Source organism: uncultured Veillonella sp. (assembly GCF_900545795.1).
GTDB lineage: Bacteria > Bacillota > Negativicutes > Veillonellales > Veillonellaceae > Veillonella_A.
Map to the genome: position 1 here is coordinate 68593 of NZ_URAR01000008.1, position 14570 is coordinate 83162.

3 protein-coding genes are annotated in these 14570 nt (G+C 41.0%); all 3 read left to right on the top strand.

The annotated features are described in order from the left end of the window. Positions 1-662: 662 nt before the first annotated feature. The gene (locus QZR90_RS05360) at positions 663-9167 is read left to right on the top strand and encodes an ESPR-type extended signal peptide-containing protein (RefSeq protein ID WP_295789600.1); all 8505 of its coding nucleotides are present in this window, start codon (positions 663-665) and stop codon (positions 9165-9167) included. A 327-nt stretch (positions 9168-9494) separates the two neighbouring features. Then, a complete protein-coding gene (locus QZR90_RS05365) occupies positions 9495-11864 on the top strand; it encodes a DUF3656 domain-containing protein (protein WP_295789603.1) in 2370 nt (789 codons plus the stop codon). 63 nt (positions 11865-11927) lie between these two features. Next, on the top strand, positions 11928-14306 hold the full coding sequence (locus QZR90_RS05370) for an endonuclease MutS2 (protein ID WP_295789604.1): 2379 nt from the start codon (positions 11928-11930) through the stop codon (positions 14304-14306). Positions 14307-14570: the final 264 nt, after the last annotated feature.

Below are 14570 nucleotides of genomic sequence, written 5' to 3' on the forward strand. Positions count from 1 at the left end.
TAGTTTAATAAATATGATGATGGAAATTTTAAATGATATAGAATGAGAAATGTGGATATAATAAGAACTTTTAGAGTTGAAAGCGAAACTCATTTTTAATAATGGAAATTTTTTAAAAATAAAAGATGAAAATAAGGTGAGAGTATTAAAGAAAATATACAAGAAATGTCTTGTGGGGGGGGCTTTTGTGATATGATTTATTTATAATATAGAAGAAAAACTGTGTAATGACTTAGGTTGTTTTATATTATAGGTAATGAAAAAATCCTTAATCTATTTTTATGTATTTATGAGTGGTAGATTAAGTGGCGAATTTAAAGTGTTATTTTATTTAGAATACACAAGCTTCTATATAGAATATTTGGTTTGTCTTTTGGTACAAACATGCCGATCATGGAAGCTCCCATTTGTGAGAATTCTCATGAATGGGTCTTTTTTTGTGATATTTTGTCTATTGTGTACACATAGGTGATTACATATACAAGACGAAATGGTATGTTTTTGATAGGGGGTTCTTATAGAAAAAACTTGAGAAAGAGAGTATGGATAAAGAGTTATAAATTTTTTTGAATCATTTTTGTGTTTATGTGTTGTTATTTTTGTGTTATGTAAAGTCAGTATTTAAGAACTAGACTTTACGATTAAGAAGGGATGGATAGTGCGTGAATAAGATCTACAAGATTATTTGGAGTCGTACTAAGAACTGCTATGTAGTAGCATCTGAATTGGCGAAGAGCCATACAAAAAGTACTACATCAAGCCGTGTAAGTGGCTTAAAAGGCAGTGTGTTAACAGCCGCTGTATTAGCTGCCGTGGCTACGTCAGCCGTGGGCATACAGGTTGTGCAAGCTGAGGCATCGACTGTGACAGGTCAGGAAGGTATTGCTATTACTAATAAGGGTCTCACAGGGGATGATGCAGCTGAAGCTCCACATTTAAATTCGATTGCTATTGGTAATGCGGCAAAAGCAACTAGCGGAACTGGTGATGCTATTGCTATTGGTGGCGCAGCACAAGCTCTAGAACAATATAGTGTGGCTATTGGCCAAGGGGCAAAAGCAGAAAAAGGGCAAACGATTGCTATCGGGAATCGCGCTACAGCACAGACTAGCTACAATATGGCCATCGGTACTCCATATATTACAAGAATCTTAGATGAAACTGGTAAAGTTACACAAAGCACCGTATATACTACAACTGGAACTAAGACTTATGCTACAGCACTTGGTCCAGGCGCTACTGCTAGTGAGTATAAAACTATTGCGTTAGGTGCTAATACTTTAGCAGAAGGAACTCGTTCTATTTCCATTGGTGGCTCTATTGAAGGGGCAAATACAGTTGATAAAAGAACGATTACACAAGGTACCAACTCAATTGCGATAGGGTCTGGCACTCAAGTATTAAACTCTGAGCTAAGTGATATCAATAAAGGTGGCACAATGGCTACTAATCCAGATGGAACACCATCTGAAAAAATAGTTGATTCATCATCTGGTATTGCTATTGGTTATAATTCGAAAACAACACAGCGTTATGGTATTTCGATTGGTAGTACTGCAGGCGTAACGGGCGTAAGCGGCATTGCGATTGGTGTTAACTCAAGTACAGCTGCACGTTCTGCCGTATCTATTGGTGACCAGGCAGAAGCAGATTCTATTAATGCTGTTGCATTAGGTAATTTTGCTAAGGCCAAAGCAAAAACTTCTACAGTAACTACTGCAGAGGGAAAAGAAAGCACAGTTGTAACAGCTATTGCATCTAGTGCGATTGCAATTGGTGATAATGCACATGCATATGATCAATATACTACAGCCATTGGCCGTCAAGCTGCAGCAACTGCAAATGCAGCAATAGCCGTGGGGGATAAGGCTGGCGCAACAGGTAGTGGTAGTATTGCTATTGGCTCTACTGCTAGTACTTCAGAAGAATTGTCCGTAGCTATTGGTCCTAATGCTAAAGCAAATAAATCTCAAGCGACAGCTTTAGGTGCAGGGGCTCAAGCGACTAACAAGATGGCATTAGCACTGGGAGCTGCAGCCAATGCTTCCGGTGACCGCTCTATAGTAGTAGGTCAATCAGGTGGTGCAAATAAAAAGTTTGCTACCGCTATAGGTGTTTGGTCTAAAGCACAAGGAGATTCTGCTGTTGCACTTGGTTCTATAGCAACTGCAAAGGGAAATCGCTCTATTGCAATAGGTGGTTCTGAACCAATCATTGACGCTAATAATCAAGAAACTTTAACTGGAGCATCTTCCACTGCAGCGACAGCAGATGATGCTATTGCAGTAGGTAGTAATACTGTTGCCTCTGCAAGTAGTGCAGTAGCGATTGGTGGCGGTTCCTATAATAAAACAGATATTTCAGTTGTTGATTCTACTGTAAATACAGATGCTACTACTGGCGAATCTACAGTAAGTTATGTTACTGATTCAACAGTTAATACTATGACGACTAAAGCTGGTGGTGTTAGATCTATTGCATTAGGTACAGGTGCAGTAACTAACTCAACTGATGCAGTAGTAATTGGTTCAGGTGCACAATCTTTAGCTAATAATGGGATAGCTATTGGTAAACATGCAACAATAGACAGTAGTCAAGAATCAAGTGGTCACTCCGCTATTGCGATAGGTGCACAATATGTTAAGTCGGATGGTAGTACTTTAAATACCGTCGCTAGTGGCAACTATACAATTGCAATTGGTGCTGGTGCTCAAACTACAAATCTATCGAATAATGCGTATGGAAATAACAACGCCATTGCGGTGGGGAATGCTGCATTAACAACTGGTTATGGTAGTATCGCATTAGGCAGTGTTACTCGTGAAGTTGAAAGAAATGGTGTTCTCCATATTGAACGACAAACTACAGCAGGAACAAATTCTATTGCTATTGGTAGTGCGGCACAAGTAACTCCAACTTGGGGTATTGGTATTGGCTATTTAAGTGATGTAGATGGATTTGGCGGTACTGCAGTTGGTTACTCTTCTGCAGTTGCAGTAAATAAAGGGACTGCGATGGGCTATGAAGCAACAAGTAATGGAAGTGGCTCAGTTGCTTTAGGTGCTCATAGTAAAGCTGATAATGCTATGGCAATTGCTATTGGTGGTTCAGTAAATTCAAATAGTACAGTGGAGGTTGCTGACTCTAATGGCAATATCACAGAGAGTACTGTTACAGTTAACTTAAGTACAACTGCTTCTGGCCGTGGCTCTATTGCAATGGGGTACTCTGCTAGCTCTGTAGGAAATTATGCAGTGGGTATAGGTCATAATTCTCAAGCTGTTGAAGCTGACAGTATTGTAATTGGTCGAAACGCTATTGCAAAAGCACCAGAAGGTTCTACCGCAACAAGAAGTATTGCAATTGGTACAAGTTCGGTTGCTACAGCAGGTGAAGGTATTGCAATAGGTGGTAAGGCTACAGCTTCAGGCGATCAAAGTATAGCTCTTGGGGCTGATGTGAAAGTTTATGGAGCATCTTCTATTGGTATTGGTGGCGATGATATAAAAACAGCTGGCAGTACAGTTGTAACATTATCTGATGCTAATAAAACAACTACTAACCTTCATGATACATTTAAAGCTCTAGCAGTTCGTGATTTTGAAGATATTACCTCTTATACAGCGCAAAACAGTAGTGCACCTGCAGCAATACATTTAGGTACTTCAGCACATGCACAACAGGCGGGTGCCTTAGCAATTGGTACTTATGCTAACTCCAGACAGCTTATGAGTAATGCAATTGGTTTTGGTGCATATGCAAATGGTAACTTCTCTCAAGCTATTGGTGTAAGTTCATATACTACAGCTGACAATGCTATTGCTCTTGGTACTGCAACTCGTGCTAAAGGTGTTGGAGCATTAGCTCTTGGTAGTGCTGATATTACAACAAATTCCGTTGCTACTGTAGATGAAAATGGTAGTACTGTATATACATTAGAAACTAAAGTAAATACAAGTACTGCAGCAGATGCAGATTATTCCATTGCAGCAGGTACTGGTGCTGTAGCTACTGCTACTAATGCTATTGCAGTAGGTAAAGGTGCTCAAGCTTCTCAAGAAAACTCCGTAGCTCTCGGTTCCAACACAACAACTGACGAAGCTGTTGGCACAGCAAGTGCTACTATTGCAGGTAAAACTGTAAACTTTGCAGGCGGAACTCCAGTAGGTACTGTGTCTGTTGGTAAAGCTGGCGCTGAACAACGTACTATTACTAATGTAGCAGCAGGTCGTATTTCCGCTGATTCTACAGATGCAATCAATGGTTCCCAATTATATGCTGTTAATGATGCATTAACTGATTTAGCTCAATCTGGTGCAGGCAGCGTAACATATGTTGATGGTGAAGGTAATCCAGTAGTTAAGATTGGCGATAAATACTATCCAGAAGGAACGACTGTTGATGCTCAAGGCAACCCAGTTCAACCGGATGGCAAAACACCAGCAGAAGAAGTAAAAACTCCTGTGTCTGTAGGTACTACTACACCAAATAGTGGTTTAGGTTTACCTCTTGGTGACGATGCTAAGGCAATTACTCCTGATCAAGCTAAAGACCTTATTGGCGGCAATGGCAAAGACGGAGACCCAGGTAAAGATGGTTTACTTGGCGCTAATGGTGCAGATCTTAGCAAATTAGCTACTGTTGGTGATTTACAAGCGGTAGCGCAAGCAGGTCTAAACTTCACTGGTGATACAGCAGATGTAACTGTTCATCGTCCATTGAGCAAAACATTAGCTGTTACTGGTGGTGCTGATGTAACTAAATTAACTGACAACAACATTGGTGTTGTAGCTAATGAGGAAACAGGTTTAGCAATTAAACTTGTTAAAGATATTGTTCTTCCAAATGGCAGTGTAACAGCTGTTCCATATAAAACTGATGCTGACGGCAATGTAGTGGATGCAGCAGGCAATCCATTAACACAAAAACCTGATGGCACATTCCAAGATCCATCTGGCAAGCCAGCTACACCAGCTCTTGATCCAGATAAAGCGGTTAAATTAACCGATAAAGGCCTTGATAATGGTGGTAACCCAATCTCCAATGTAGGCCCTGGTACTAAACCAACTGATGCAGTGAACTTCCAACAATACCAAGACTTAAAAGATGCAGTAGATGGCATTGATGGTAATTCTGGTTCTAAACTTGTTGATGGCGCTGGTAATGAAGTTGTTAAAATCGGTGATAACTATTATCCAGCAGGTACTAAGTTAGATGATAACAATAAACCTGTAGATAAAGATGGTAAAGATGTGGCTCCAATTAACACTTCAGAAAATCCTATTTCTGCAGTAACTGAAGCTCCAAATAGTGGTTTAGGCTTACCAGCTGGCACTAATGGTGATGGCTCTGATAATCCTGACACTGGTAAGACTCCTGCAATTGATGCAGACACAGCTAAAACTGTAGTTGGCGGCAATGGCATAGATGGAGACCCAGGTAAAGATGGTTTACTTGGCGCTAATGGTGCAGATCTTAGCAAATTAGCTACTGTAGGGGATTTACAAGCTGTAGCACAAGCAGGTTTAGACTTTGCTGGTGACACAGGTGATGATGTACACCGTCCATTGAGCAAAAAGTTAACTGTATATGGTGAAGCTGATACAGAGAACTTAACAGCTGGCAATATTGGTGTAGTTGCTAATGGTAAAGATAGCTTAGCTATTAAATTAGCTAAAGATATTGTTCTTCCAAATGGTAGTGTAACAGCACCAAATTACCAAACAGATGCTGATGGCAATGTAGTTGATGCTAATGGCAATCCATTGACACAAGGCGATGATGGTAAATGGTACAATCCAGATGACTTAAAAGATTTAACCTATGATCCAGCTAATGACCAATATGTAGATAAAGATGGTAATCCTGCTAACCCAACTGAAGGTACGCCAGTAGAATTAGGCAAAACCTCCCTTGGTAAAGATGGTATAACTGTAGCAGGCAAAGATGGTGAAGACGGTAAGACTGTTATCGGTAAAGACGGCTTAACTGTAGAAGGTAAAGACGGTAAAGACGGCAAGACTGTAGTAGGTAAAGACGGCATTACTATTACACCAGCTAATGGCGAAGATGGCGCGACTAAGGCTCCAGTATCTTTAACAGATAAAGGCCTTGATAATGGTGGCAACCCAATCTCCAATGTAGGCCCTGGCACTAAACCAACTGATGCGGCTACATTAGGTCAAGTGCAAGACTTAGCAGATAAAGTAGGCGCTGCTGATGACTTAGGTAAAGTTGACGAAGATGGCGATAAAGTTGTTTCCGTAGGTGACAATGACTACAAAGTTGATGAAAATGGCAATCCAGTAGATAAAGATGGTAACCCACTCGTTAAAGGTGACGATGGTAAATACTATCCAAATGGCACTGAAAAAGATGACCAAGGTAACATGGTTACACCTGATGGTAACCCTGCTGAAGAAGCCCCATCCTCTGCAACTGGTGATACTGCCTTAGCATCTGATGCTGATAAGAGTGGTTTAGGCTTGCCAACTGGCACTAATGGTGATGGCTCTGATAATCCTAATACTGGCAAGACCCCTGCTATTGACGAAGACACAGCTAAAGCTGTAGTTGGTGGCGATGGCAAAGACGGTAACGATGGCTTATTAGGCATGAATGGTGCTGACTTAAGCAAATTAGCTACTGTAGGCGATTTACAAGCCTTAGCACAAGCTGGTCTTGACTTTGATGGTGATGCAGGTACGTATGTACATCGTCCATTGAGCAAAAAGTTAACTGTATATGGCGAAGCTGATACTGAAAACTTAACAGCTGGTAACATCGGTGTAGTAGCCAATGGTAAAGATAGCTTAGCTATTAAATTAGCGAAAGATGTTAAGTTACCAAATGGTAGCGTAACTACAACTAATTACGAAACTGATGATGCTGGTAACATCGTTGATAAAGACGGCAATCCATTGACTCAAGGCGACAATGGTAAATGGTATAATCCAGAGGACTTAAAAGATTTAACATATGATCCAGCAAGTGATACATATGTAGATAAAGACGGTAATCCTGCTGATTTAACTGAAGGTACACCAGCAGAAACAGGTAATGCTGTATATAATGCAGATGGTGTTAATGTAACTGATAAAGATGGCAATAACACGACTGTAAATGCTGATGGCGTAACAGCTAAGGACAAAGATGGTAATACAACCACTGTGAAAGGTGATGGTATTACTGTAGGTAAAGATGGTGAAAATGGTAAGACTGTAATCGGTAAAGACGGTATTACAATTACACCTGAAAAAGGTAAAGACGTAACCTTAACAGACAAAGGCCTTGATAATGGTGGTAACCAAGTTAAAGGCGTTGGCGATGCTACTGATGATAATGATGCTGTAAATTACAAACAATTCAAAGATTTACAAAATCAACTTGGCGGTGCCGGCGGTGTAGGCATTGTTGATAAAGATGGTGATAAAGTTGTTAAAGGTGACGACGGCAATTACTATAAAGCTGATGAAGATGGCAATGTAACCGATGCAGATGGCAACCCACTTGTTAAAGTAGGCGATGATTACTATAAAGCTGATGACATCAAGAAAGATGACAATGGCAATATTGTAAAAGGTGATGATGGTAAACCAGTTTCTAAAGATGATGGAACTACACCAGCTACACCAGCAACTCCTGCTGAAGCAGAAGGTACAGCTATTACATCTAATACTGATAACAGTGCGTTAGGTCGTGAATTAGGTGATGATGCGAAAGCTATCGGTGCTGATGAAGCTAAAGATTTAGTTGGCGGTAAAGCAGATGATAATGGCAACCGTACAGGTGGCTTATTAGACGCAGAAGGCGCTGATTTATCTAAGATTGCTACTAAAGGTGATCTTCAAGCCTTGGCACAAGCTGGCTTAGACTTCGCTGGTGACCGTGGTGATGATGTTCATCGTCCATTAAGCTCTACATTATCCATTAAAGGTAATGCTGCTGAAGATGCTACATTGACTGATGGCAATATTGGCGTTGTAACTAATGAAGCTGGCAATGGCCTAGAAGTTAAACTTAACAAAGATATCAATCTTGGCAACGATGGCAGCATCAAACTTGGCGACAAAGTAAGCCTTGATGGTAAAGATGGTTTAACTGTTAATGGTAAAGATGGTAAAGCTGTATATGGTGGCGATAGTGCAACTTTAACAGATGATAAAGGCAATACCAATACAATCACTCCAAGTAGCAATACCCTTGATGATGGTAAAGGTAATGTAAATACATCTACACCAACTAACAATACTATTGTTGATGGCGATGGTAATAAGACTGATACTAAAGCTGGCGATGTAACAACTAGCGACGGCAAAGGTAACAGCTCTTCCTTAAAACCAGAAGGTACAACTGTAACTGATGCAGCGGGCAACCAAACTCAAGTTGGTCCAGAAGGCATTACAATTGGTGACAACAAAGGCAATACATATGTAACCATCAATCAAAATGGCTTATCTGGTAAAGATGGTGCTCCAGTAGACTTTGGCAATGGCCTTAATGTACCAGGCGCATTAACAGTAACTCCAGCAACTAAAGATGCAAATGGCAATGTATTAGCACCAGTTATTGATGCTAATGGCAACCGCATCCAAAATGTAGGGGCAGGCGTATTACCAACTGATGCAGCTAATGTAGGTCAATTAAATGGAGTAAAACATACTCTTAACAACCGAATGAATGCTATTGGTGCTCACGCAGCTGCTATGGCAGCACTTCATCCAATGGAATTTGCGAATGGTGAAAAAACATCTATCGCAGCAGGTATTGGTACATTCCAAAGCAAACAAGCTATGGCGATTGGTGCCTTCTACCGTCCAAATGATGACACAATGTTCAGTGTAGGTGGCTCTTTCGGTAGCAGCGAAAATATGTTCAATGTTGGCGTATCCCTTCGTCTAGGCGCTGATGGAGACGAAAACAAATACGAACAAAAATATCGTAAAGCTCCATTGAGCACAATTGCAGTTCTTGATGACAAAGTATCTGCACTTGAACAAGAAAATAGTTCCTTGAAAGATTCTGTAGCTGCAAGCAATGCAGAAAATCAAACGTTGAAACAAGAAGTAGCTGGTCAAAAAGCTGAACTTCAAGCACAACGTCAAGAGCTAGAAGCACAACGCGAACAAATTCGCTTATTAATGGAACGTCTTGGTGTAACAGTATAATAAACTATTCTCTTTGACTCGCTCCATAAGAGTAACAAGACTGTAGGTCCTCGGGCCTACAGTCTTTTTCTTTTATATGGTACATTATAAAAGAGTAACTGCAATATTTAAGAACCTGTGACTTACAAAAAGAGACATATAAAAGAAATGTAGATTTTTGGTATAATATAATGTAGACATAAAAATAGACCTCAAATAGATAATAAAAGTGAGAAGAGCTCAAATAGATAATATAAATTGAGTAGACCTCAAATAGATAAGATAAAGTGAGTAGAGTTCAACTAGATAAAATAAAGTGAGTATACAATTAACCCTTAAGGAGGGACCATGGAGTTATTAGCACCTGCAGGAACAGCAGAAAATTTTATGGCTGCTTTGGAAGCTGGCGCTGATGCCATTTATTTAGGTGGTAAATCATTTAATGCGCGAGCTAGTGCAGCTAATTTTGATATAGATAATTTGCGAGAAGCCGTACGACTGGCTCATTTATTGGGAGTCAGTGTGTTTGTTACGGTTAATATTTTAATTGGCGATGCGGAGTTAAGTGATTTAACAGCCTATTTAAAAGACTTGGAGTCAATTGGTGTAGATGCGATTATTGTGCAAGATTTGGCCGTCGCTCGATTGGCGAAACAAGTAGCGCCTAAATTACATCTTCACGGCAGTACCCAATTAACAGCGACTAATTTAGGGACTGTGCAATTTTTAGAACGCATGGGTTTTACTCGTGTTGTGTTGGCACGGGAAATGAGCTTAAAAGAAATTGAATATATTTGTAAGCATGCAGAGGCGGAGATTGAAGTCTTTGTTCACGGCGCTCTTTGTGTATGTTATTCCGGACAATGCCTAATGAGTAGTTTCATTGGTGGCCGCAGTGGGAATCGTGGGGCTTGCGCACAGCCTTGCCGTTTGCCATATGAACTCTTGCGCGATGGTAAAGAGGTAGTGAATGCCCCTGATGAAACTTATATTATGAGCCCTAAGGATTTAAATTATAGCGAGCATATAAAAGAGCTTATGGAAGCTGGTGTGGCGTCGTTTAAAGTGGAAGGGCGCATGAAAAAAGCTTCCTATGTGCGTGAGGTAATTGGTACATATCGTCAAATTATAGATCGTGAAGGCCAAACGGTAGCAGGCGATCAAGAACATTTGAAAGCCGGTTTTAATCGCGGCTTTTCTACGGATTTATTGGACGATACAGTAAGTCGCAATATGATTACCGCTGTAGCGCCTGGTAACCGGGGTAAGCGCATTGGCCCTAGTGAGGGCGGCCCCAAAACTACAGTGTGGGATAATTTGCAAGATTTTAGTAGAAAATATTCTTTGCAAATGTACTTAGATGGCGCAGAAGGAGCAGTGCCAAGTTTAACTTGTTTAGTAGATGTAACCGGTACTGTAAATAGTGATAAGCGTCTCTATGCAGCGCCTGGTGAAGCTAGCAAAGTGTCTGACTCTCCAGAAATCTTAACTGTTACGGTGGAGGCGGTAGACTATGAATTGCAATTGGCAAAGAAAAAGCCTACTTCACCGGAAAAAGTGCGTGAGCAATTAGGCCGATTAGGGACTACTGTATTTGACCTTGATAATGTGCATATACCAGAAGGAGCCTATATGTGGCCTTCTAGCGTGTTAAATCAAATGCGCCGTGATGCTGTAGTCGCCCTTGAAGGGAAATTATTAGAGCGTCATGAGGCCGTATTAGCTCATATTTTAAAGACTATTTCTCAGCGCATAGATGAGTATGTTGAAGCCCATCCGTTAGTAGTAGGAACGCTTGAAACACACGTAAGTTCTCAAGAAAATCTTTCTGGAGGACGTAAAAAGGGTCAGGGAGTTGAACCACGGATTTCAGTACAGCTAGATGAGTTATGGCAGGTGGAAACGGCTCTTGACGCTGGGGCACAAAAGATTATCTTCGGTGGTGACCGACTGAATCGCAAGCCCTATGAATCATCAGTTTATAAAGAAGTGGTGCGCCTGTGTAAAGCGGCAAAGGTGCCTTGTACGTTGAGCACGCCACGCGTTGTAAAGGAGCAGGAAGTAGCCGTATATAAAGAGACTTTGCGCCATATTGTAGAGACTCAGCCCGATTCTGTGGGCATACATTTTTTAGGTGCCTTAGAGTGGTTAGCTGAACTGGGTTATACAGGACCGGTAGAAGGGGAAAGTAGCTTGCAATTGTTTAATGCAGAAGCCGTTAAACAAGTGGCTGATTTAGGCCTTCATGAAGTTGTTTTATCTCAAGAGCTCACCTTGAAACAAATCGCTAAGATTGCCAAATCTTCGCCGATTTCAGTGGAGTGTATTGTGCACGGGTTGACAGAGCTCATGATTACGGAGTATTGTGCTATAAGTAGCTTTGCTGGCACTGGCTGTAAAGCGAATTGTCCAGCGCCATGTTTAAAAAATGGCTATGCTTTGCGCGATCGCTTTGGCGAAGAGTTCCCTATTCTTACAGACCCATACTGCCGCATGCATATTATGAACAGTCGTATGCTAGATATGAGAGCTTATGTGCCAGAGTTGAAAAAACAGCCTATACGCACTTGGCGGATTGATGGTCGCCAACAGAGCAAGGCGTGGATTCGCGAGGCCGTGTATAATTATATGGGGATTAGTAAGGGCAATTTACCAGTACCACCAAAACATGAGGATTTACCTATTACTAGAGGTCATTATTTTAAAGGGATTTTCTAGTTATTAAATATATTAGACTTAAATGTTTTTATACAATTAGTTTTAGGAGGAATGAAGTAATTTATGAATAATAGTTTACAATTGTTAGATTTCTTTGTCATTCGCGAGCGCTTAGCTGAACATTGCTCGTCGAAGATTGCCAAAGAACTAGCTTTAGAGCTAGAGTCCCTAACAAATGGTGTAGACATAAAAACGGCCTTAGATGAGACTGTTGAAGCTTTGCACTCTTGGCAACAAGAGATTGAACAGCCTTTAGGGGGCACGCGTGATATTCGTGAAGCCTGCTCTAAAAGCCGTAAAGAAATAGTATTAACCCATGAAGAGTTATGGGATATTTATACAACTATTGGTGCGTATAAACGCATGTATCAATTTTTTACCACTAAATATATGCATTATCCTTTGCTCTCGCTTTGGATTCAAGATATGCCACGCCATGATGGATTGGAGCGTAAATTTGACCGGGTATTTGATAAAAAAGGGAATTTGATGGATTCTGCTTCCCCTAAATTGCAAAATCTGCGGAATACTATTGTGCGCACGAAGGATCGCATTAAGCATGATATTCAGGCCATTTTACATGACCCCGATAATCAGAAATACTTTCAGGAAGCCATTGTTACACAGCGCAATAATCGCTATGTAATTCCCGTAAAGCAAGAATATCGCTATGCTTTTGAAGGTTTAATTCACGACCGCTCCTCAACAGGTGCTACGCTCTATATTGAGCCAATGCGCCTAGTGAATCTAAATAATGATTTACAAGAAGTACTCATGGCTGAAGAAGAGGAAGTGCGTCGCATTTATAAGGACTTGTCCATGGCTGTGCGCAAGGATAGCAATACGTTAATGGATGCCTGTGAACGCGTATCTCATGTAGAGTTTGTGTATGGTAAGGCTTCCTTAGCTATGAAGATGAAGGCCCATCCAGCGGAGCTCTCTGGTGGACGTGAGGTCAAATTACTCAATGCTCGCCATCCATTGATTCCACCGAATGTGGTTGTGCCGACGACGATTATCTTAGGTACTTCGTATAAGATTTTACTTATTACGGGGTCTAATACAGGTGGTAAAACAGTGGCTATGAAGACGCTAGGTTTGTTGAGTTTAATGAACCAAGCAGGTTTATGTATTCCGGCAGATACAGGGTCTATTTTACCTATTTTTAATAATATCTACGCCGATATTGGGGATGAACAAAGTATTGAGGCGAGTCTTAGTACTTTCTCAGCTCATATGACACAAGTGGTGAAGATTTTAAAAATAGCTGGCCCTAAGGACCTCGTACTACTTGATGAATTAGGTTCTGGTACAGACCCAGAAGAAGGTAGTGCCTTGGCTGTCGCTATTTTAGAATACTTCCGCAAACGTGGTCCATTGATGATGGTCAGCACGCATTACAATGAACTTAAAAATTACGCATATCACACTGATGGCATTGAAAATGGCCATGTGGAATTTGATGAGCGCACCTTACGTCCAACGTATCGCCTTCATATAGGTGTGGCTGGTAGTTCCCATGCCTTTAGCATTGCAGCTCGTTTAGGCCTTCCTAGGGAAGTCATTGATTATGCTAAGACGCAACGTGAAGGCGCTGCTAATCAAGATATGGAAGTTGTGCTGAGCGATTTAAATGAACAATTGCGTCGCAATCAAGAAAAGGAGCGCAAGCTTAAGAAGGAATTAGAAGAGGCTCGTCGCAATCGCACGTATGTGGAGCGAGAAAAGAAGAAAATCAATGATCGACGCAAGCAGATTTTGACGAAGGCTCAAGAAGAAGCACAGAGCATGAAGCAGTCCATTCGTGTAGAAGGGGAACAAATTATTAAACAGCTTAAGAATCAGTTCTCCGAGTCGAATAAAGACAAGCGTCAAGAGGCCATTACTAAGGCACGCAAAAACATTTCTGGTGTAGCCGTGCCTGAAATTGAATTTGAAAAACGGGAAGCTGTGAAGTTAGAAGATTTGAAAGTGGGGCAAACTGTATTTGTTACGAGCCTTAACTCTACGGGCACGATTGCTTCGCTTCAAGGCAAGCGTATTCAAGTCGAAGTAAATGGCTTGACTGCGAATGTAAAAGTCAGTGATTTAGCCTTGGCAAGTCGTGAAGAAGTAAATAATTTAAAACGCAAGCAAGAAGCAGTGCAACCTAAGCCACGCAAGCGTGCTGGTGGTTCCGCTGTGGAGCGTCAAAAACATGCCACTACTGAGCTCAATGTGATTGGCCAGACGGTAGATGAAGCGAACCAAAATGTGGGTCATTTTGTTGACCAAGCTATTATGGCTGGCATTTCGCCAGTGCGCATAGTTCATGGCAAGGGGACGGGCGCTTTGCGAGCTGGTATTCATCAGTATTTGAAACATTTACCTCATATTAGCCGTTTTGAGATTGCTGGCTATGATGAGGGTGGCGCTGGTGCAACTATTGTGTACTTAAAGTAATCAATTCATTGAGTGATACATGTAAATAGGTATTGAGGCGCTGAGGTGCCGAAGATGAGTGAATATTAAGAGTATGATAAGGCCATGTTAGGACCTACAGTAAATCAATAAATTACCATAAAAATTGAATTGATAAAATTAATAAATTAAAAATGACCCTGGTGGCTAACACTAGGGTCATTTTCGTGCTATAGTATGATATAATAAGTAGACAAGTAATAAGTGAAAAGCTTATAATAAGCGGTGTATGACGTTTTATATACG